The following is a 21,835-nucleotide window of genomic DNA, read 5'->3' on the forward strand; positions in this document are numbered from 1 at the left end:
TGACCCCTGGAAACAAATGGCTCGCAGAGGTCAGGCTGCACCGCAGGTCCCGGCCCTGATGGTCCGGACCACCATGTCCGGGTCGTCGATCATCGCAATGTGTCCGACGCCGGCCAGAAGTACCCACGTAGCGCCGGGCAGGCGTTCGCGTGCCGTCCGGCCGTAGGTAGCGGCTGGAACGAGCCGGTCGCACTCGGCCCAGGCCAGAGTTATCGGGCACGGCAACGGGTCCATCGGCTCGGCCCGCTCGACGGGTGCGTAGTCATCCATGAACGGGCAGTCGATGGAGTCGTCGATCATTTCCAGGACCCTTGCGGCGGTGAGGCGATCGCCGTGACAAGCGATGGCGCGCAAACCGAGGCGGCGGACTGTTGCCGACCTGACTCCGAGCGGCGCTGTCGGGCGGGAAACACGCGCCAGCGTCCGCGACCTGCGTATCTCTCTGGCGGTCCGTTCATGGGCATCGCGATTCCACCAGAAGCCTGCGGGGGAGAAGACGCAGACGCTTGCGGCGCGCCCGCGCCGTGCCAACTCGATGGCCACCCATCCGCCCAGCGAGTACCCGGCGAGATGCGGCCGCGCCAAATCATTGTCATCGAGGTAGCGTTCCGCTGCGTCCACCACGTCGCTGACGCGCATCGGACGGCGCCGGATCGGAGGACCGCCGTGGTGCCCGAGAAGTGTTGGCGTGTGGACATCGTGATGTTCGGACAACTGCGGTACAACGTCCTGCCAGATCCGGCCCGAGCCGACCACACCATGCAACAGGACCAGGGGCGATCTCTCCGGTGTCACGCCAGAAGTGTGACACCGACCTCAGATGGCGATCGGCACTTTCCGCGCCGAGAAGGTGCGCAGGCAGGCCCTACAGGGCCTGCACGGCGATGTCGACGGACTTCCACTGCGCGCCCATTGCTGCTTCGGTCGCTCCACGCAGGCTCGGATTCTGCAGCGCCAGAACGTTTGCGAAGTTGACCGCGTTGAAAGCGGCGAAGCCGGCAGTGGTGAACCCGTTGAATGACAAGGCATCGAGGACTGGGCCGACAGCGCCGCCGAAGACCGCCTTCGTTCGCTCGACGATGACGTTCGTGTTGCGCCCGATCGTGTCGAGGACCGTGAAATAGTCGCGCGCGTTGCCTGGCCGGGAACCGATCGCGGCGACCGCGCGGGGCATGTCCACCGTGTAGTGGGCGTTGTAACCGGCCAGTGCCACGCGGCCGAGCGAGAAGCTGCAGTCGTGGGCCAGCGCGAAGTGGCGCGCCCAGCGCGGTTCGACGTGGCCGCCAACGAATTCCCCGTGCAGGTTCACCAGGAACTGGCTCATCACCTCGATGCTGAGTCGGTGGGCGTAGTCGGGATCGTCGAACGCCGACTCTCTTCGCTGCAGTGGCAGCACCGCTTGTTGTTCGAGGGCATCGAGGCCGAGTGCGAAGAGTGCACGCCGATCCCGGTGGTGGACAAGGATGTCGGTGATCCCATTAAGGCGGGCAGCGGTGGCTGCCAGTCGTGCCAGGGTCGGGCCGCTCGGCAGGGTGTCGAGGTGGGACAGGCTGACGATCTCGGACACCTCGGTGGTGTTGAGCGGAGTGCCGCAGGCGGCGGACGCCCGGGCCGACGGCGCACCGGACGCAGGCGCGGCCGCCACGAGGAGGGCGACAGTCGCGCACAGGATTACGCCGCCGACGAAAGTGCTGCGCACAGCCGGATCGTACCCGCACTCACTGCTTCGTCCGCCTGCTTTCACTTCCTTCCCCGCGTGCACGCGGAGAGGATGGCGATACCCGGGGGACGAACCAGGGGGATGATCTGCTACACGTCTCGCATGTCTACTATCGGGATAGCAGAACTGAGCCATCGCGGATCGGAGCTGGTCAGGATGGTGGAGCAGGACGGGGCCGAGTTTGATCTGACCAGACAGGGGCGAGACACCGGTGTAGTGCTCACCAGGAAGAGTCGGCTCAGGTCCGCTCCCACGGCCAAGGTGGTCGATCTGGCGGCTGTGTTGTCCGAGAACAGCCTCGACGAGAAACAGATCCAGTCGAGATTGGACGAGATAGAGCTGGGTCGGGATGATTCGGGTGACATTGGGTGATGCTGATTCACCTTGACACCACTGTCCTCATGAGAGGAGGGTTGCCGGCCGGCTCGGCGCTCTCCGATTTGATGATCGCGGCGACGGCGATCCAGCATTCCGCGGCTCTCGCCACATACAAAGCCACAGACTTTGCCGGCCTCGGTGATGCATTGAAGGTAATAGACCTGAGTCGGACCTAGCGACCCGGGCCGGTCAGGTAGGCCCCGCACTCGCCGCCTTTGTGCGCGATCCCGCTTCCGTGTCCGGAGGATAGACCGCCCGGAGCAACTCGATGAGGCGCGGCAGCAGGCTCGAGTAGTTGCCTGTTCCCCAAGGTACGTTCGGCTCATTCGCAATCGTCTGACCGAGCGCACCGCTCATGAGGATGGACACGACACGCAACGCCTCGTCGGAATCGGCGCCGGGTCCGAGTTGACCCCGTGCGACGGCGTCGGCGAGCGCGCCGCGCTCCAATTTGGCCATCGCGAAGCTGTGTTCCATCGCCTCGTCGCTGGGCGCGAAGTTGGGTACGGGGCGGTAGAACATCAGTTGCGCGATCGGGTTGTTCTCCACCGACCAGCGCCCACTCGCGTCGAGCATCGCGTGTAACGCGTCAAGCCCGGGTTCGGCCTGCTCGTTGGCGGCCTGCAATGCAGCCAGATGGGCGATTTGTCCGCGATTGAAGAGTGCGTCGTAGAGCGCCATCAGCGAGTCGAAGTACTTGTAGAGCGACGGTGGCTGCACGCCGAGGCGACGGGCAACCTCCGAGATGCTCAGCCCGTTGACCCCCTCCTCGGTCATCACCTGTTGAGCGATGTCGAGGATTTCCGCGATCGTCTGCTGGCGTCGCAACGCCCGGCGATCCGGACGCGGTGACCCGACGTCAACTGAGGTAGTGCTCATGCAACGAAGACTACCACACGCTTCTGTTGACAGCTTTGGCTATAGGGCGTAGCTTTTGCTTACGCATTGATATGATCTACCCCACAACCTCAAGGAGATGCCATGCCGATCAACAAGGGCCGATTCTGGCTGACCACCGACAGCCAGAGCGCGGCGATCGAAGCGACCGCGGACGATCTCTACAATCTCGTCTCCGACCTGCCCCGGATGGGTGAATGGAGCCCGGAATGCGAGCGCGTCGAATGGCTCAACGGCACCACTCAGCCCGCCGAGGGTGCAGAGTTCATGGGCCACAACCGTGGCGGCCCGTTCAACAAGATGCGGTGGTCGCGACACGGCCGCGTGCTGACGGCCGACCCGGGCCGCGAGTTCGCGTTCATCACCGATGAAGGCGGCCGGGAATCCACGGTATGGCGGTATACATTCGAGCCGGCCGGCACCGGAACTCGCGTCACCGAGTCGTATGACGTGCGCTGGATTCCGACGTGGGCCCGCATCGTCGACGTCCCGACCAACCGTCACCGCGAGCTCAACGAGGGAATGCGCCACACCCTGGCGCAGTTGAAGGCGCACGCCGAGACCGCCACCGTCGAACCCGATCCACGCTGAATCACCGAGTTCCGTTCTCCAACTGTATCTTTGCCAGTCGCACACACCATCCCACCCGACACCATCGGAGTTCCCTCATGCTCACTTATCAGGCCGCCCCCGGCATTGACGTCATCTCCTCGCACACAGCTATCCCCGGTCTCGGCTTTGTGCCGATCAACGCGTTCGTTCTGCACGGAGCCGAGCCCATCCTCGTCGACGCCGGCGCCATGGTCGACCGTGACGAGTTCATGACCACCCTGCGCACCGTCATCGACCCGGGTGATCTGCGGTGGATCTGGTTGACCCACCCCGACTTCGATCACATCGGTGCTCTGTCGCCCCTGCTCAGCGAGAATCCGCGGATCCGCGTCATCACGACCTTCCTGACCGTGGGCATCATGGGACTGTTTGATCCGCTACCCATGGACCGTGTGTACCTGCTCAACCCGGGCCAGCACCTCGAGGTGGGCGATCGCACGCTGCACGCGATCAAGCCGCCGGCATTCGACAACCCTGCCACCACCGGCTTCCTCGACAGCAAGACCGGCGGATTGTTCACGTCTGACTGCTTTGGCGCACTGCTGCAAGGACCTCCACCCGAAAGCGCAACCGATCTCGCGATGTCGGATCTGCGTGACGGCCAGGTGACCTGGGCGACGATCGATTCGCCGTGGCTCCACACCATCGAGTCGGACGTTCTTGCCCGCAGACTCGACGACTTCCGCCGGATCGATGCGGCGACCGTGTTCAGCAGCCACCTGCCCCCGGCCCCCGGCCACATGCTCCGACATCTGATCACCTCGCTGCAGGCCGTCCCCGGGGCGCAACCCTTCAGCGCACCAGACCAAGCCGCGCTCGAGCAACTGTTCGCCCAGAATGTGTCAGGCAACGTCGGATAGCCACAGTTGGCGCGCCACCCGAGTGCTGCGGCCGGTTCGGCTCGGGTGTGCGCGTCGGCTGCCGAGGCGAGTAGGGCCAGCAGACTTCTGATTCAGGTCGCACACGCGAGCGACGATGTGCACACTGTCAAGTACCGATACCGCAGGTGGTTCGGCGTCGCGTCACTTGGGCGAGCCGGGAGGAGCGTGCGAATGGCAGCGCGATCTGAGCACCCCAGCCGTGCACGCCGAGTTCTGTCCATCGTCATCGCGGTTCTGTCCGTCGCCATCGTGGGATTGATCGTCATGGGCCTCCCCGGCGGTTGTTGCACGTTCTCGAGCGTCGACTCACCACTGCCGAACGGTGAGGGGATCGTCAACAACGACAGACCATTGACAAGCGACCAAGCCTACAGAGTGACGACGGCGGGCTCCACGATCATCAAATCGATGGTCGACCCCATACTTGCGCTGGGCTTCCGGCCCCAGAAAGTCACACCACCCTCCGAGCGATGGAGCGGGTGTCAGGCTGCGCACCTGCAGATCTACAGCGATGGCAAGGACAACGGAGCGAAGTATGCCGCGGTGGTTCGATTCGAATCAGCCGGGTACGTACCGTTCTCAGCTCTCGAGCACGCTCTCGCGGCGGTACCCGGCGTCACGCTGCAGGGCGCCTCTGGTGAGTCGGGCGTGTTCACGGTCAGCGTGCACAGATCGACATCGAACCCTCGCTTCGCGGCGGTACAGGTTGTCAGTCCCTGCTATTTCATTCGCAAGATCCGGGGCAACGGCTCCGTCAGTTCCGACGACGTCGCGCTCGTGACCGGCTTCCTCAGCCGAGAGCTGGTCCTATCGTCCTGACGCCACGAACGAACAAGTTCGTCCGCCTCCACTCGACTCGTCCCCCGTCTGCACGCGGACGATGAAAGCGATACCCGGCGGACGAGCGATACCCGGGGGACGAGCGAGTCATACCACCCGACGGAGCACGCCCGGCGGCGCGTCGTCGTCCGCGGCCAGGGCGAGCACCTCACCGAACCCCGCGACGAGGCAGTCGGCGAACAACTCGAGGTCGGTGATCGCGGCGCCGTCGGAGTTCAGTCCGATGCACCCGATGCCGTTGTGGGTGATCATCGTCGCCATCATGGCGCAGCCGGGCAGCGGCCCGAACGGGAACATGCGTTCCACCTTCGCGCCGGCAACATAGGTGTCCCAGGGGATTCCGGGCACGTTGCTGGCCTGGAGGTCGTTCTGGCTGGTCGTTCCGCTGAACTGCATCAGCACCGATCCGGGTAGCCAGGCCAGCACCGAACTGAGGGTGTTGAAGATGTCGACCGCGGGTTCGTGCCGGGCGACGCGCACCTGTTCGCGGATGGTGAGCACGCGTTCGAAGGGATCCGCGATGCCGACCGGGCCGGCGAGGCGACCCACCGCGATCCGGTTCCCGCCTGCCGGGTCCTCGGGCCGACGCACCGAGATCGGGATCGCGACCGGAATCGCGTCCACCGGAGCACCCATCTTCTCGTGGTAGAGGCGGAAGCCGCCGATGAGCCCGGCGAGATAGACGTCGTTGATCGATGCTTTCGTGGCCTTCGCGGCCGCCTTCAGATCGGTGAACGGCACCTCGAATGCACTGAATCGCCACGAGAGGCTGCGGTTGGCGAGCAGTGGGGAGCCGGGTGGACTCACCATCCCGGCCACCCGGGGTACCGAACGTCCGTACCGCAGAGCGATACTCAACGCCTTGCGGGGATGTGCGAGGGCACGAATCCCCCAGATCGTGGTGTCGACGCGGTGCGGGATCCGTCCGATCTCCTCACCGAGCTGCCGGCGCAACAGGTCGAGAGTGCTGATGTTGACCGGGGCAGGGCTCGGCGGCTGCGGTTTGCTCGGATTGTGTTCGCGGGTCGGCGAATGTAGTTGGGCCAGTCCCATGATCGCGCCCAATCCGTCCGTGAGTGCGTGATGGGCTTTCATGAAGTACGCGGCCTTCCCATCGGGCAGCCCCTCGATCAGAGTCCCCTCCCACGGAGGTCTGGCCGCGTCGAGCGCGGTCATCGCGAGCTGCTCACAGGTGGAGAGCAGCTCACGCATGCTGCCGTCCCCGCCGAGCCGGATACGCCGCATGTGGTAGTGCAGGTCGAAGTCGGGATCGACTGCCCAGCTGGGGGTTCCGGTGCCGAACGGCGAGTCGATCACGCGCTGGCGGAAACGCGGAGCCATCCGGCTCGCCCACTCGTGGGCGGCGACCAGCCGATCCCAGTCCGGATCGCAGTCGTAGATCTCCAACATGCAGATGGTGCCACGCATGCGGCGATCGGTGTCGCCGCGCCACATGATGGTGTCCACCGCGCTCATATGTGGCTCGTTCGCCCAGTCCAGCGGGCGGTCGACATCGATGCCCGACTCGGCTCCGTCACTCATCTGCTGACTCCTCCCGCGATGCCGAATCCTCGGTGAACGCCTCGAGCGGCCAATCGGCGAGCGTGGTCACAAACATCTGCCGCACCTCCTCGGCATGGATGCCCATCTCCTCGGCCCGCCATCCGGTGGTGTCGACGGGCGGCAGGATCACCACCTCGACGGTGCCCGGCCTGATCAACTGCGAACCGCGCCACATCAATTCACCCACGTTGCGCAGTACCACCGGCACCACGGGAACCCCGGCTTGTGCGGCGATGTGGAACGGACCCTTCTTGAATGGTCCGATCCGTGGTGTCGCCGACCGTGTGCCCTCCGGGGCGACCACCAACGACTTCCCGTCCTCGCGGAGCGCTTTGACCGCCGGCGCCAACTGTTCGATCGCCCGGCTCGCGTCGGAGCGGTCGATGAACACCATGCCGGCCTGATCGAGGATCTGTCCCAGCACGGGCACCCGCTGTGCCTCCTTCTTGGCCACCCCGGTCGCATCCGATCCGACGAGATGGAACATCACGGGCATGTCGAGCTTGGACTGGTGGTTGAACACGACAACACACGGCCGACCCGAGGCGAGGTACTCACCGCCGCTGAGCACCCGCACGTGCACCCCGGCCAGCGACAGTCCTACGGCGTTGCCCGTCGGTAGCGTCTCCATCAGCACGTCCGGATTGCGGCGCACCAGTCCGGCGGTGACACCGATTGCGGCAGAAGCGATGAACGATCCATAGAAGGCGCTGGTACGGGCCAGCATGCCCACCCTGTTGTAGGTGGGGTTTTTCAGGTCGATGATCGGCCACCCACGAGCCTCGGCTTCCGCGCGCAGGACGCGGCGCGGCGAGACGGCGGCCGGATGCCCGACGGACTCCAGGTAGGGGATGTCCTCGTTGCCATCGCTGTAGGCGAACGACGCGCCCAGATCGATCTCGTGCTCGCGCGCCAGGGCCCGCACGGCCGCTGCCTTGCCCGGCCCCCACAGTGGACGCCCGAGAATGTTGCCGGTGACCACCCCGTCGACGACTTCGACATCGGTGGCCAGTGCATGATCGGCCTCGATCTCGCGGGCGATGGGCTCGATCTGGAACCGGGTGGCCGACGACGCGATGACGATCGTGTGGCCCATCTCCCGGTGTGCGCGCAGGATCTGCCACATCTGCGGTCGCAGCTTCGCCGCGGTCTCGTGTTTGAAGAGATACTCACCGAACTCGATCAGTTCGGCATAGGTCTTGCCCGCGAACGTCGGTTTGGTGGCTTCGAGCACCGACGCGTAGTCCTGTTCGGTCACGACGCCGCGCAGCCCGATGAGCAGGAAGTCCGCGAGCTCGCCGAGCCCGAAATCCATGCTGCGTACTCGCGCCCGGATGATCGCCGATGCCGAGAATCCCTCGATGAGGGTGCCGTCGTAGTCGAAGAGGGCGGCAACCTTCTTGCCTGTCGGCGCGGAACGAATCGCGCGCATCCGGTCGGTGAACGCGCTCATCGGACCTCCTGTGACCACGTCGCCGGCTGGATCTCCTCGATCGCGGCGATGCGCGCGAGTCGCCCACGCATGAGCTCCACCTCGTCGAGCCAGGCCTGGCGCGCGGCAACCAGGTCCGCGACGTCCTCGCCATGGATGAGGCCACGATTGTCGGCGAGCTGATAGCCGCCGTCGTAGAGATCCTTGGACACTGAATCCTTGCTCCGCACAACACCTTGCAGGGACAGCTGACGGCCGAGTCCCAGGCAGTCGGCGATCAGTTCGCCCTTGTCGCGTGACGTGGCGCCGAGCTGCACGAGCCGAGTGGCGACGACGAGTTGCGCATCGAAGAACGGCTGCAGGGTGCGGCGCGCCAGCAGACCGCCCGTGCGAGCGTGGAGTATTTCATACGTCCACTCCTGGGTGGGGATCACTCCTCGCCACGCCGGCGCGATCAGATCGAGCTCGGCAGCGAGTCGATGCAGGTACTCGTCCTTCGGTGGGAAGAAGAACTCGAATTTAAGCAGGTCTCTCATCCTCATCGCCTCGCGCTGCGACGCTGCCAGCAGGCCCTCGTCGGTGGCGTAATCACCGGTGGCTTCGACCTCACCCTCGGCGACCGCCAGCATGTTGACCTCGACGATGGCCCGGTTCACGAAATGATGCAGCGCACCGTTGCGGTAGTAGGCGGCGATCGCGCGATTCTCCGGCACGATCGACCAGACCGGTTCGGATCCGCCGTCGAAGCAGCTGACCACGCCGTTGCCGGCCAGCACTCGTAGGGTCTGGGTCAGGCCGAGCCCGCGGCAGCGCGCCGGGTCGGGACCGGGTAGGTCACGTCGTGCGATGTAGTCCAGCAGCGGCGCGAGAATGGCCTCGATCTCGGGCAGGGTGTAGGCGCGGTCCTGCGCGCCCAGGAGCGCGAAACCGGCCAGCGACGTCGCCGAGATCGGTGTGGCGGAGTTGATCTCGTCCATCACCCGGAACGCGACCTTCTCCAGTCGCGCGCGACCCACACCGGCGTCGTCGAGTGCCGACCGCAGTGAGAACGGCGTGCCGAAGCGGACCCGCGCCTCACCCAGATAGCTGCGCTGTGCCCTGGCATACCGGAGGAGCCAGCCGACACTCTCGGGCTTCTTGGTGCCGCCGGCGTCCTCGGCGGCTATCGCGCCGACCTCCTGGAGTTGGTCGTAGACGATCGAGGTGGGCACGATGGTCACATCGCCCGTCTCGAGTTGGGTCACGCCATCGACGACGTAGGTGAGCAAGCCCAACATCGGTTTGCGGAGCTTACCCGTCCGGCTGCGTCCGCCTTCGATGTACCACTCCAGATTGAACCGTTTCTCGACGATGTACGCGAGATAGGACCGCATGGCGAACTTGTAGACCGGGTCCGCCCCGAACTTGCGTCGGATGAAGATCATGCCGGCACGCCGCGCGACCGGACCCACCGGCCAGAACGAGAGGTTCTCGCCGCCGAGCACGAGATTGGGCGGGAAGTCGTTGCTGCGCAGAACCTTCGCCAGCACGACCGAATCGGCGTAGGACCGATGCGACGGTAGGAACACGAGACCGGTCGACTTGTTCAGTGTCCGCAGGGTGTTGAGGGTGTCGAGATCGACGGACACGTTCCATGCGCGTTCGTGGAGCCTGTCGAACGTGGCCGAGAACAGGTCGACCATCAGGCGGCTCTGGGTGGCCACGAAGCCGGACAACTTGTCGGTGGCCTCGGCGACCACCGCGTCGGCGGGCCTGCCCAGTTCGGCCGCCAGCTTCGCCGCACCAGCCCGGAACCGTGCCGAGCTGCTGATCTGTTCGGCGACCAGCTGAGGAACCTTGTAGCGGTCGCCGATGATCTGCCGCTCGGCGCGCTCGGCGGACAGCGACGCCTGGACGGCGACGAACTTCCCGAACGGTTCGCCCTCCGCGAGGTCACGTGTGTACCGCTCATGCAGTTCCTCGACGGTTGCCGGTACGCCCTCGACTACACGGAGGCTGTCCGGCCGCCGCCCCCGGATCAGCGGCTGGAGGAGTCCGACGGGCCGCCGTGGATTGGACAGCACCAGCACGTCACCGAGCGTGACCCGCCGCTCGCCTTGACGGACTGCCGGTAGCCACACCGGCCGGACAGGCACGAGGAGGGTATCGGCAGTCAGTCTGTCGAAGTCGACCTCGTCTGGCCGCCGCACCGGGGCATCCGGGTAGGCGGTCGACGCCCATTCGGTGACCGCCTGTATCTCGCACGACGTGCGGGCCTCCGCCAGAACAACCACAGCATCGGTCACCTGCATCACCCTCACGTCTCATCGGCCTACACCGCTGCCCCGACGTCCGCCGCAGGACACCATCGGCGGATGTCGACGCCGACCGCAGCATGCCCATTGTGACTCGGCTCATAGCGGGCAGGGCGTGTTTTGGGTGATCACCGGTCACACGTATCACCGATTCGCTGGGCCGACGGTGATGCGAGGCCTGACCCGTGTGGCGTTGCCGGGAGCGGCGGCAGCGTTCGCCCACCATCTACGCCGCGATCCTGATGGGGCGCTCATCAGGGGAATTCTGACCGTGGTAGGGCGTCTTGCCGAACACGGCACACCCGGCTCCAGTCCGGGCGGTGATGCCGGGTAGAGAACTCGCCCGCCGACGGCCGGGCTGTCGACGGGCGGGGGCTTCACCGGGTCAGTCGAATACGACGACGCCCCGGATGTTCTTACCGGCGTGCATGTCGTCGTAGCCCTCGGCGATCTGATCGAGGGTGTACTCGCGGGTGATCAGCTCGTCGAGCTTGAGGTGGCCCTTCTGGTACATGCGGATCAGGTTGGGGATGTCGCGCCGCGGGTTGGACTCGCCGAACAACGACCCCTGAAGGCGCTTCTGCATCAGGGTGAGATCGGTGAACACGATCGGTGCATCGGTGGAGATCGGGCCGAGCCCGGTCACCACCACGGTGCCGGCCTTGCGGATCGAGGCGAGCGCGTCGGCCACCATCTGGCCGGCCAGAATGCCGACGGTGATGATGGTGGAATCGGCGCCTTGGCCGTTGGTGACCGATCGTGCGTACTCGGTGGCGTCGGCGATCGAGGTGTAGAAATGGGTGGCGCCGAAGAGCTTCGCCTTCTCTTCCTTGGTGGCCACCGGGTCGACGGCGATGATGTTGAGGGCCCCGGCATGGGCGGCGCCCTGCAGGGCATTGGCGCCGATACCGCCGATACCCATCACGATGACGGTGTCGCCGGGCTGGACATGCGCGGAGTTGACGGCCGATCCCCATCCGGTGGGGACGCCACAGCTGAGCAGTGCCATCTGCTTGAGCGGCAGCGACTTGTCGATCTTGATCACCGAAGCCGTTGAAGCCGTGGTGTATTCGCTGAATGTCGAGATACCGCACTGCTGTCCGACCGCAGTTCCGTCAGGCAGGTGCATCCGGAAGCTCCCTGGGTCCTCGGCGCGGGCGCCCGTCATCAGTGATGCGCCCAGGTCGCACAGATTGGACATGCCCCGCGCGCAGAACTCGCACTTGCCGCAGGCGGGCAGGAAGGAGAAGACCACGTGGTCGCCGACCTCGAAACCCGGGGTGTCCGGGCCGACCGCGGTGATGACCCCGGCGCCCTCGTGGCCGCCGGCATACGGATACACATCCGGCGGCAGGTCGCCGGTGGCGTTGTGGTCGTCGGAATGACACAGCCCGGCGGCTGCGAGCTTGACGGTCACCTCGTTCTGGCGCGGATCGTCGAGTTCCACGGTGACGGTCTCGTAGCGACCCGGGGGCTGTTTGATGACGGAGGTCCGAGTGGTGATCGGCATGGTTGGTGTCTCCTTGCTTATTGAGTTTCGGGTGCTTACGAAGCGATCGGATGCTTGGCCAGGTGCTCGGCGACAAGCGCGGTGAACTTGTCCGGGAGTTCCATGAGCATGGCGTGACTGGAGCCGGAGCCGGTGAAGACCTCGAGACGTGCGGTGGGGATGCGCTCGGCGACCATGCGCCCCTGCGCCGCCGGGGTGAGCAGGTCGTTCTCGCCGGCGATCACCAACGTCGGCGCGGTGATCTGTTCGAGCCGGTCGATGGCGTCATGAGCGAGGTCGGCGTCCCACTGCTCGGCGACGGTCGCCATCGCCGTCGGACTGCTCGGGAACAGTGGCTCGAGGGCGGCCATCATGCCCGCGAAGTCGGGTGTCTCGAGAAGCTCTGGGCTGTAGGCGATTCCCAACGCGGTCAGCGCGGCAAGCCGGTCGCCGGTTCGCCACGGGTGCGCGAGACCGGTGAACACCGCCGTCTGGAACACGTTGGTGCGACCCCAGGTCGCGGCGAGTGCGACCGCACCCACCGCGTCGGGGTGGGCAATCGCAAGTTCCTGCGCGACGGTGCTCCCCAGCGACCAGCCGAGGACGTGTGCCTTGGCGATTCCGAGCTGCCGCAGCACCTCGTGGGCATCCTCGGCAAGCGAGCGCATCGACAGCGGCCCGGTCCCGCGTTCGGAACCGCCGATACCGCGATGGTTATAGGTGATGACGCGGTACTCCGCGGCCAGGGCCGGCACGATCGGTGCCCACAACTCGTGCGGTTGGCTGGTACCGCAGATCAGGAGGAGCGGTTCTCCCTCGCCGTACTGGGCGGTTTCCAGGCTGGTGCCGTCGGGCAGGGTGATCGTCTGCGCGGCGGGCTGTGGTTGGGTCATCAAGTGTTCCTTTGGCTTCGGTGTCCGGATCAGGGGTGGTCGCGGTGATCAGCGGGTGAGGGCGAATCCTTTGTAGCCGGCGCGGGCGACCTCGTCGCAATGGAGGCGGTAGTCGCCGACGCCACCCAGGTAGGCCATGAAGATGCGTGGTTTGCCCGGCACATTGGCGCCGTTGTACCACGAGTTCGCCTGCGGGAGCAGAGTCGAGTCGGCGACCTCGTTGACATGGGCGACCCACTCGTCCTCGGCGGTGTCGGTGGCCTCGATGATTCGTGCGTCGGTGTCCTGCATGTGTGCGATTGCGTCGGCAATCCAATCGGAGTGCTGTTCGATGGACACGACCATGTTGCTGAACACCGATGGGCTGCCCGGGCCGGTGATCAGGAACATGTTGGGGAAGCCGGACATGGCCAGTCCCAACAGGTTACGTGGTCCGTCCTGCCACTTCTCGGTCAATGCCTGTCCATTGCGACCGCGGATGTCGATGGCCGACAGGGCGCCGGTGAAGGCGTCGAATCCGGTGGCGAACACGATGGCGTCCAGCTCGTATTCGGTGTCGCCGGCCTTGATGCCGTTGGCGGTGATGCGTTCGATCGGGCTCTCGTTGACGTCGACGAGGGTGACGTTGTCTCGGTTGAAGGTCTCGAAGTAGTTGGTGTCCACGCAGATTCGCTTGCCACCAAAGGGGTAGCCCTTCGGGATCAGCCGCTCGGCCACGTCCGGATCGTCGACCTTCGCGCGGATCTTCTTGGCAAAGAACTCCTTGGCCGCGTTGTTCGAGGACTCGTCGGTGAGAACATCGGCGAATGCCCCGTACATGGGCAGTCCGCCCATCTGCCAGCGCTCTTCGAGGATGGCATCGCGCTCTTCGGATGGCATGTCCGCTGCCGCGGCCTCGACCATCGGCACCGACATGCCCAGGAAGGACTCCTTCTGCATCCGCCGGCGGGCGTCGAATCCGTCGGCACCATCTTTGCGCTCGCTGTCGGAGAGAACGTGGTTACCGGCCGGCACACTGTAATTGGCGGTTCGCTGGAACACCGTCAGTGCCTCCGCCTGATCGGCGATCACCGGGATCGACTGGATGCCCGACGATCCCGTACCGATGATGCCGACGCGCTTGCCGGTGAAGTCCACCCCACCGTCGGGCCACCGGGCCGTGTGATACCACTGGCCGGCGAAGTCGTCGAGTCCATCGAAGTCCGGAGTGCGGGCCGCGGTCAGGCAACCGGTGGCGAGGATGACGAAGCGTGCGCTGATGCGCTCGTTCTGATCGGTCGTCACCGTCCAGGTCTGGGCGACATCGTCGAAGATCGACGCGGTCACCCGGGTGTTCAGCGAGATGTCACGGCGCAGCTCGAAACGGTCGGCCACGTGATTGAGGTAGGCGAGCAGTTCTTCCTGTCGCGGGTAGCGTTCGCTCCACTGCCAGTCCCGGATCAGGTCGTCATCGAACGAGTACTGGTAGTCAACGCTCTCGATGTCGCACCGGGCGCCGGGATAGCGGTTCCAGAACCAGGTTCCGCCGACTCCGCTTCCGGCTTCGAATACGCGCACCGACAGACCTTGTCCACGGAGCCGGTGCAGGAGGTAGAGGCCGGCGAAGCCGGCGCCGACCACGGCGACGTCGACGTCGGTGGATGTGGACGAAGTGGGTGAGCTGGCGATATCCATCGAGGTTCCTCGCGTTGAGATGTGGGGTGGTGACACCCGGAGAACCGGTGCGGCGGAGCCGCCGGCGACCTGCGGGTGAAAGGAGCCGGGCGGTGTGAGGCGCGCCACGAACTCTTCCTCAAGTAGACCGGGTCACTCGCGACCTGTCATCGGGCTGATCGGGCATCTTCGGTCCGATCGTTGTGCCCGCGGCACAATCGGGGTCGGGCCGGGGGTTCAGGTCGCGGCGGGAGCGCCGTCGACGCCCGTCGCGCCCAACCAACGGCGAGCCTGCAGGGCAAGCTGGAGGTCGATCTGGCCGGGGGTCGCGCGTCGGCCCAAGAGTTCCTCCGCGCGCCGTACGCGGTTGTGGATCGTGTTCTTGTGACAGCCGAGCTGATCGGCGGCAGCGCTGAGGCTCCCACCGGAACCCAGAAACGCACTCAAGCCCTCGCGGAGACGTGCATGTGGTTCGTCGTCGATGGCGAGCTCGCCGAGCGTCTCGCCCACCCACTCCCGCGCCCGGGTGAGATCGTGGCACAGGAAACTGAGCCCGGAAACCTCGCGGTAGGCGACCACACGCGGGCAATCCGGTGTGGCGACCAGCGCCACTGATCGCGCCGCGAGCGCATTCCTGTGCGAGCGGCTGAAGCCGTCCACGCCGACACCCGGTTCGCCGAGCGCCGCGCGTGCGTTGGGGTGCTGTTCGCACAGAACCCGCTCGAGTTCGCCCGCGAGATCGGCGCTCTCCGTGGTGTCGGCCGGGAGTGAGAGCCAGGCCCACAGGGTCGAGTCGTCCTGGGGAACCGACAACGGTGGCTGGCGACATCCGATTCGATCCGAGATTCGTGCGATGGCCCGCGCGAGACCTTCCGATCTGGGCACCTCTGAATCGCTGTCGTCCCAGACGATGAGCGCGAGATGCTTCGTCGCCAGGCGGTAGCCCAGCGCGGCTTCGACCTCTGCCGTCGCCGTTACCCGCCCGGTCAACAGCGCGTTCAGCCGGTCTGCGCGCAGTGATGATTGTCGTCGCAGCCAGCGGTCGCGTTCGGCGTCGTAGACGGGCCCGATGCGTGCGAGCACCCGATCGAGATAGGTGTTCAGGAGCGTGCTGAGTTCGGTCGTCTCATCGGCCAGTTCACGGACTTCATCGGCTCGGTGATCGAGCTCTGCGAGGCACGTCAGGAAGAAGCTCGAGTTGCAGATGTGGTATGCCCGCCACAGCGAACTGAGCGGTACCCCGTGCTGGGCGAGGAGCTGTGCGTACTGTAGTGCGCCGGCGGTCGGCTCGATCAGTTCCAGATCGACCGGTTGCACCATCAGGTGCAGAAGCTGGGAGACGTTGGACTCGATGCTGGCTCGTAGCCGACCCTGCAGGGCATCGTCGTCGGCGAGATCGGGAACCTGCGCGAGCAGTGCGTCGTACAGGCCGTCGACGATGGTTCGGGATCGCTCGGACAGGCTCGCGCCGATCTCGGCGAGCGTACCTTGCGAATCGGTGAAGGTGGTCATGCCTGATCGGGCCGGACGATCACCACGCCACCGCCGCGTACCTCGAAGATGTCGTAGTGGCTGCGTGGGTCGCCGGACACGTATCCGTGATGGTGGAACTGCATGGTCAGACCTCAGTCATCCTCGGGCCGGTTTCCGCGGAGCGTCGTGTTGTGTTGTCTCGGTGGTGTCGGATCTGTGCACCGGCTGACGACCCAGTGGCGACAGGCACTCGATAAGGGCATCTGCGATGTGAGTCACTTGCCGACTCAGCATATACGATTTGGGATACGACGCACGAAGGCGGTGAGGGCCCGGCGCGCATCGGGCTTCGCGAGACGATCGGCGTCACGTTCGACGCGTGGGTCGTCAGTGAGGACAGTCACCGGCGCGGACGCCCAAAAACCTCCCGCTGGCAGGGTGGGGGGAGAAGACTGGTAGTCGTGAGCAACGATGCCATCCGGATGACCCAATCGGACATGTTCTCCTGGCGCATGGAGCAGAACCCGATCCTGCGCTCGACGGTGGTGGTGGTCGCGCTGCTCGATGCCTCACCAGACTGGGACCGCTTCGTCGCGACGGTCGAACGCGCCACGCAGGTACTGCCGGCGATGCGGCGCAAACTGGTGCCGGATCGCGGTCTCGCACCCCCGCGCTGGGTCGACGACCCTGACTTCGACCTTGGCTGGCATGTGCATCGCCTCGATGCCGCGCAGCCGAGAAATCTGCAGGGAGTGCTGGAGGTCGCGCGCACCGCGGAGATGACCGCGTTCGACCCGGCGCGGCCGATGTGGGAGTTCACCCTGCTCGACGGGCTCGAGGAGGATGCGGCGGCCGCGGTGGTGATGAAGTTCCATCACTCGATGACCGACGGTGTGGGAGGTGTCCGCATCGCCGCCGAGATCTTGGATTTCGAGCGATCCGGGACCCCGCGGCCGCCGGTGCCGGGCAGCGACACGGTCGCGGGAGAGCCGTCACTTGTCGACACGGTCGGCTGGTACCTGTCGTCGGGGACCGCACTGGTGCGCGAGTCCGTGTCGACGGGGGTGCGTCTGGGCGCCCGCTTCGTCGTCCGTCCGATCCGGGCGGTGCGCGACGTCGCGCGAACCGCGGTGTCGGTCTTCCGCATCGTCGAGCCGATCACCAAGACGGCGTCGCCGGTGATGACCGAGCGCAGCACCCGACGTCACTTCGCGACGCTGGATGTTCCGGTCGACAGTCTGGCGGCGGCCGGAAACCTGGGCGGCGGAACCCTCAACGACGCCTTTCTCGCCGGGATCGTGCTCGGGATGCGCGAATACCATCGCCGCCACGATGCCCAGATCGATCATCTGCGGGTCACCATGCCGATGAATCTGCGATCCGACGACGAATCGTATGGCGGCAACCGGATCACCTTGGTGCGCTTCGTGATTCCCTGCGATCTGGCCGATCCGAAGGAACTGGTCGGCCGCATCCACGAGATCGTTGCGAAGTGGCGGCTCGAGCCGGCGGTGCCGATGGCCGATCCGATCGCCGGTGGGTTGAATGTGTTGCCCTCGGCGGCCGTCGGCGCGATGCTCGAGCACGTCGACTTCCTCGCCTCCGATGTACCGGGCTCGCCGGTGCCGCTGTACATGGCCGGTGCGAAGATCACCAAACAGTACGGGTTCGGGCCGACGATCGGCGCCGCGTTCAACGTGACCCTGATGTCTTACGTCGGCGACTGCTGCATGGGCATCGACGTCGACGACGCCGCGGTCCCGGACCTCGACACCCTGGTGGAGAGCCTCGCCGTCGGGTTCGGGGAGGTGTGCGACCTTTGATCCCGGAGACACGGATTCGTCCGCACGGCGGGCCGGGCAAGCCGCGAACATCGACGACGGGAAGGACGAGATGAGCGCATTCGCCCCATCGACCACACGACAGAGCCCGGGTCGCGCCGTCGCCCGTCTCGCATTGGGTGCAGTTCTGACAGTGGCGGGGATCGGCCACCTCACGTTCGCGCGGGAGGAGTTCCAGGCGCAGGTGCCCGACTGGGTGCCGCTCGACAAGGACCTCGTCGTGGTGGCCTCGGGTGTCAAGGAGATCGGGCTCGGCGCGGCACTCATCGCGTTGCCGCGCTACCGGCGGATCGTCTCCTGGCTTGTCGCCGCCTTCTTCGTCGCCGTATTCCCGGGCAATATCAACCAGTACGTCGAGGGCATCGACGCCTTCGGCCTGGACACCGACACCAAGCGACTCGCCCGGCTGTTCGGACAGCCCGTGCTGGTCCTGTGGGCCATCGCGGCGGGCGGCGACGGTGGGTGCAGGACTGAATGCCGGTGACAGCCCTCGTCATCCATCACGCCGAGTAGAAGAACGGCGGGTGACGGGGATTTCAGATTCGCGGGTGTGTGTCCGCCGTCGCGCCGCCTCCGGGTGATCTCGGTGTCAACGCGCCGAGCTCACCGCGCTCCTATCTGGCGACACTTGAAACGCTCTCTGCCACAGGTTCTAGGGCCAGCGCATCCCTCACACTGACTTGGCAGGAGCGGAATGGCCGGCTGCCGACAATTTCGTCTCGGTGAGGCTGTCGTATTCGCATCGGTCCGTTCGTAGAGAAGGTAGAGGCAGCCGACCGGCAGCCACCGATGAAAGGACTCCGAGATGGCTCACTACATGCTTTCCGTGATCGGCGACCCAAGCGTCTACGACATCCCGCCAGAGGAAGCGCAGCCGATGTACGAGGAGACGGGCAGGTTCAACGACGAGCTCAAGGCCGAGGGTGCGTGGGTGTTCGCCGGGGGACTCGGGCGCCCCGATGCCGCCACCACGGTCGACAACACCGGTTCCGACGTGATCGTGACCGACGGGCCGTTCGCCGAGACGAAGGAGTTCCTCGGCGGATTCTGGGTCGTTGAGGCAGCCGACCTCGATGCCGTGCTGAAGATCGCCGCGCGGGCGTCGCAGGCCTGCGGGGCCAAGATCGAGATCAGGACGTTCGACCGCGCATGACCACGGATGCTCGCGCGGAGATCGATCGGATCTACCGCGAGGAGTACGGACGGGTGATCGCCTCGCTGGTCCGTCGATTCGGCGATCTCGACATCGCCGAGGACGCGGCCGGCGAGGCGTTGCTCACCGCCGTCGAGCGATGGCCGGCCGAGGGTATCCCGCCCAACCCCGGCGCTTGGCTGACCACCACGGCGGGAAACCGCGCCATCGACCGGATTCGCCGGGAATCCCTGCGTGACACAAAGCATCAGGCCGCCATGATCATCAACGATGACACGCCGCACGAACCGACCGGAGCGGTCTCCGACGACCGCCTCCGGCTCATGTTCACCTGCTGCCATCCGGCGCTCGCGCCGGAGGCCCGAATCGCGCTGACGCTGCGGCTACTCGGGGGACTCACCGTCGGCGAGATCGCCCGCGCGTTCCTGGTCGCCGAGACGACGATGGCACAGCGCATCACCCGGGCCAAAGCCAAGATCAAGGCCGCGCACATCCCGTTCCGCGTGCCCGACCGTGACGATGTCACCGATCGGCTCGACGGCGTGCTCACCGTCATCTATCTGATCTTCAACGAGGGCTACCTTGCCGCCGCCGGCGATGACCCGGTCCGCGCTGATCTCACCGCCGAGGCGATTCGGCTGGGCCGCATCATGCGCGGGCTGCTCCCCGACGACGGCGAGGTCGCCGGGTTGCTCGCGCTCATGCTGCTGACCGAAGCCCGCAGCACCGCTCGCATCAGCGGCGGGGAGCTGGTGACGCTCGACCAGCAGGACCGCGGCAGCTGGGACCACGCCCTCATCGACGAGGGGCACGCGCTGGTTCGCGAATGCCTCGCCCGCGTGGCGGCCGAGCAGTCCCGCCCGGGGCGCTATCAACTCATGGCGGCCATCAACGCGGTCCACACCGACGCGCGCGATGCCCGCGACACCGACTGGACTCAGGTGGTCGCGCTCTACGACCAGCTGTACGTCGTGGAGCCCACCCCGATCGTCGCGCTCAACCGGGCGGTCGCTGTCGCCGAGCTGGACGGGCCGGAGGTCGCATTGGCCATAGTCGACAGCCTCGCCCTGGACCGCTACCACGCATGGCACGCCGCCCGAGCCGACCTGTTGCGACGGCTCGGGCGCAGCGCCGACGCGCGCTCGGCTTATGACGCCGCGATCGCCGCGACACAGAATGCGGCGGAGCGGGCATATCTGGCGAGGCGGCGTGACGAGTGCATCGCTCAAGGCACCCACAAGGGCAAGGTCGATTCGGCGTTGCCCCGAGTCCGGGCCGAGGAAGCGGGCGTGCTGGAGCGGCTCAAGGACGCATGACCGAGTGCCGGCGGACCGGGGCCGCGCCGACAACCGCGACGCGGTACCGGACAATGGTCAAGTGACCCACTGCTGTCAGACCGCTCGATCGACGCCGAGCTGCCGACGATGACCACCCAACCCCGCTCCGCCCAGGCGATGACGATCTGGCTCGTCGGACTGTCGGTGTACTTCGTCGCGGTGCTGCAGCGCTCGTCGCTGGCGGTCGCCGGACTGCTCGCGGCCGAGCGTTTCGACATTTCCGCGGCGCAGCTGTCGACGTTCGTGGTGCTGCAGTTGCTGATCTATGCGCTTATGCAGGTGCCGGTCGGACTCCTCGTCGATCGGTTCGGGCCGCGGCGGGTGCTGCTGACGGGCACCCTCATCCTCACGTGCGCGCAGCTCAGCTTCGCGTTCGCCGACACCTATGTGTGGGCGTTGTCGTCGCGGTTCTTCGTCGGCGTCGGCGACGCGATGACCTTCGTGTGCGTGCTTCGCCTGGTGAACTCGTGGTTCCCCACTCGACGTATCCCGCTGATGACGCAGCTGACCGGTGTGCTCGGCCAGCTCGGCGCGGTCGCCGCGGCCGTGCCGATGACGTGGGCGCTGGCGGCGTGGGGTTGGACGAACGCCTACCTCGCGACGAGTGCCTGCGGTGCGGTGCTGCTCGTCGCGACGTTGGTGGTGGTGCGCGATTCGTTGGAGATGCGCTCGGTGTCGGGTCCCATGCTGGGGCTCTCCGGGATCAAGGACAGTCTGGCTGCGTCGTGGGAGCATCCGGGTACCAGGCTGGGCTTCTGGATGCATTTCTCCACTCAGTTCAGCGCGACGGTGATGGGGCTGCTGTGGGGCTACCCGTTCTTCGTGGAGGGGCAGGGCCTGAGCTCGGAGGCCGCCGGTCTGCTGCTGACGATCATGGTGCTCTCGATCATGGCGTTCGGGCCGACGTTCGCGTGGCTGATCACCCGGTGGCCGTGGCACCGGTCGACGCTCGTACTGATCGTGATCGCCTCGATCGCGGCGATGTGGGCGGTGGTGCTCGCCTGGCCGGGAGCCGCACCGTACTGGTTGCTCGTCGTGCTGGTGGTGATATGCGGCATGGGCGGTCCGGCATCGATGGTCGGCTTCGACCTCGGCCGGACGTCGAATCCGGTGTTCCGGGTCAGCACCGCCACCGGCATCATCAACCAGGGCGGATTCATCGCCAGCCTGACCACGGTGGCGCTGATCGGTCTGATTCTCGACTGGCGCACCCCGGCCGGCGACTCGGGCTATCCGCCCGAGGCCTTCACCTGGGCGATGTCGGCACAGTTCCTCCTGTGGGGTCTCGGCGCGACGCAGATCTGGCGGTATCGCCGCAAGGGTCGCGCCCGACTGCTCCGCGACGACCCGGAGTTGTGGTCACAACAGTCGGGTCGCCC

At 66.2% G+C, this 21,835-nt stretch carries 19 protein-coding genes; 9 read left to right on the forward strand and 10 right to left on the reverse strand.

Annotation, left to right across the window (positions count from 1 at the left end):
• Positions 1-30: 30 nt before the first annotated feature.
• Both GORHZ_RS03535 and GORHZ_RS03540 read right to left on the reverse strand, forming a co-directional pair.
• Positions 31-795: an alpha/beta fold hydrolase gene (locus tag GORHZ_RS03535; RefSeq protein WP_006330445.1), complete on the reverse strand. Its 765-nt coding sequence runs from the start codon at positions 793-795 to the stop codon at positions 31-33.
• A gap of 70 nt (positions 796-865) precedes the next feature.
• Entirely contained in the window at positions 866-1,699 is an 834-nt protein-coding gene (locus GORHZ_RS03540; protein WP_006330446.1) for a DUF5995 family protein, read from the reverse strand.
• Positions 1,700-1,822: 123 nt separating this feature from the next.
• Between GORHZ_RS03540 and GORHZ_RS03545 the strand changes: the two genes are divergently transcribed.
• Complete coding sequence (locus GORHZ_RS03545; protein ID WP_157205047.1) at positions 1,823-2,092, forward strand: type II toxin-antitoxin system Phd/YefM family antitoxin; 270 nt, start codon at positions 1,823-1,825, stop codon at positions 2,090-2,092.
• A gap of 195 nt (positions 2,093-2,287) precedes the next feature.
• Here GORHZ_RS03545 and GORHZ_RS03555 read toward each other — a convergent pair whose 3' ends face one another.
• Positions 2,288-2,977 carry a TetR/AcrR family transcriptional regulator gene (locus tag GORHZ_RS03555; protein WP_157205048.1) on the reverse strand — a complete coding sequence of 230 codons (690 nt, stop codon included), beginning with the start codon at positions 2,975-2,977 and terminating at the stop codon, positions 2,288-2,290.
• Between the two features lie 102 nt (positions 2,978-3,079).
• Here GORHZ_RS03555 and GORHZ_RS03560 point away from each other — a divergent pair, with 102 nt between their 5' ends.
• From GORHZ_RS03560 to GORHZ_RS03570, 3 genes are all read left to right on the forward strand, one after another.
• Positions 3,080-3,586 (forward strand): SRPBCC family protein, encoded by a 507-nt coding sequence (locus GORHZ_RS03560; protein ID WP_006330449.1) that lies wholly within the window; start codon positions 3,080-3,082, stop codon positions 3,584-3,586.
• Between the two features lie 77 nt (positions 3,587-3,663).
• A complete protein-coding gene (locus GORHZ_RS03565) occupies positions 3,664-4,467 on the forward strand; it encodes an oxygen-binding di-iron domain-containing protein (RefSeq protein WP_006330450.1) in 804 nt (267 codons plus the stop codon).
• A 270-nt stretch (positions 4,468-4,737) separates the two neighbouring features.
• Positions 4,738-5,307 carry a hypothetical protein gene (locus GORHZ_RS03570; protein ID WP_157205049.1) on the forward strand — a complete coding sequence of 190 codons (570 nt, stop codon included), beginning with the start codon at positions 4,738-4,740 and terminating at the stop codon, positions 5,305-5,307.
• Positions 5,308-5,415: 108 nt separating this feature from the next.
• Here the strand turns inward: GORHZ_RS03570 and GORHZ_RS03575 are convergent, their stop codons facing one another.
• The 7 genes from GORHZ_RS03575 to GORHZ_RS03605 all read right to left on the reverse strand — a co-directional run bounded on the left by GORHZ_RS03575 (position 5,416) and on the right by GORHZ_RS03605 (position 16,164).
• Positions 5,416-6,870: a wax ester/triacylglycerol synthase domain-containing protein gene (locus GORHZ_RS03575; RefSeq protein WP_006330453.1), complete on the reverse strand. Its 1,455-nt coding sequence runs from the start codon at positions 6,868-6,870 to the stop codon at positions 5,416-5,418.
• A complete protein-coding gene (locus GORHZ_RS03580; RefSeq protein WP_006330454.1) occupies positions 6,863-8,344 on the reverse strand; it encodes an HAD-IB family hydrolase in 1,482 nt (493 codons plus the stop codon). Before GORHZ_RS03580 ends, GORHZ_RS03575 begins: the two co-directional genes overlap by 8 nt.
• A complete protein-coding gene (locus tag GORHZ_RS03585; protein ID WP_006330455.1) occupies positions 8,341-10,614 on the reverse strand; it encodes a glycerol-3-phosphate 1-O-acyltransferase in 2,274 nt (757 codons plus the stop codon). Before GORHZ_RS03585 ends, GORHZ_RS03580 begins: the two co-directional genes overlap by 4 nt.
• 388 nt (positions 10,615-11,002) lie before the next feature.
• On the reverse strand, positions 11,003-12,121 hold the full coding sequence (locus GORHZ_RS03590; RefSeq protein ID WP_217998304.1) for an NDMA-dependent alcohol dehydrogenase: 1,119 nt from the start codon (positions 12,119-12,121) through the stop codon (positions 11,003-11,005).
• 41 nt (positions 12,122-12,162) lie between these two features.
• Positions 12,163-12,999 carry an alpha/beta fold hydrolase gene (locus GORHZ_RS03595; protein ID WP_006330457.1) on the reverse strand — a complete coding sequence of 279 codons (837 nt, stop codon included), beginning with the start codon at positions 12,997-12,999 and terminating at the stop codon, positions 12,163-12,165.
• Between the two features lie 48 nt (positions 13,000-13,047).
• Positions 13,048-14,673 (reverse strand): flavin-containing monooxygenase, encoded by a 1,626-nt coding sequence (locus GORHZ_RS03600; RefSeq protein WP_006330458.1) that lies wholly within the window; start codon positions 14,671-14,673, stop codon positions 13,048-13,050.
• A gap of 216 nt (positions 14,674-14,889) precedes the next feature.
• On the reverse strand, positions 14,890-16,164 hold the full coding sequence (locus GORHZ_RS03605) for a PucR family transcriptional regulator (RefSeq protein WP_006330459.1): 1,275 nt from the start codon (positions 16,162-16,164) through the stop codon (positions 14,890-14,892).
• Positions 16,165-16,586: 422 nt separating this feature from the next.
• Between GORHZ_RS03605 and GORHZ_RS03610 the strand changes: the two genes are divergently transcribed.
• The 5 genes from GORHZ_RS03610 to GORHZ_RS03630 all read left to right on the forward strand — a co-directional run.
• Positions 16,587-17,948: a wax ester/triacylglycerol synthase domain-containing protein gene (locus GORHZ_RS03610; protein ID WP_006330460.1), complete on the forward strand. Its 1,362-nt coding sequence runs from the start codon at positions 16,587-16,589 to the stop codon at positions 17,946-17,948.
• Positions 17,949-18,018: 70 nt separating this feature from the next.
• Positions 18,019-18,450, forward strand: a complete 432-nt coding sequence (locus tag GORHZ_RS03615) for a DoxX family protein (RefSeq protein WP_006330461.1) — start codon at positions 18,019-18,021, stop codon at positions 18,448-18,450.
• A gap of 321 nt (positions 18,451-18,771) precedes the next feature.
• Positions 18,772-19,119, forward strand: coding sequence for a YciI family protein (locus tag GORHZ_RS03620; protein ID WP_006330463.1), 348 nt, complete (start codon positions 18,772-18,774; stop codon positions 19,117-19,119).
• Positions 19,116-20,435, forward strand: a complete 1,320-nt coding sequence (locus GORHZ_RS03625) for an RNA polymerase sigma factor (RefSeq protein WP_006330464.1) — start codon at positions 19,116-19,118, stop codon at positions 20,433-20,435. The genes GORHZ_RS03620 and GORHZ_RS03625 overlap by 4 nt, the downstream gene beginning before the upstream one ends.
• Before the next feature lie 108 nt (positions 20,436-20,543).
• A partial coding sequence (locus GORHZ_RS03630) for an MFS transporter (RefSeq protein ID WP_006330465.1) occupies positions 20,544-21,835 on the forward strand: 1,292 nt, incomplete at its 3' end.

It is taken from the genome of Gordonia rhizosphera NBRC 16068 (genome assembly GCF_000298195.1).
GTDB classification, from domain to species: Bacteria; Actinomycetota; Actinomycetes; order Mycobacteriales; family Mycobacteriaceae; genus Gordonia; species Gordonia rhizosphera.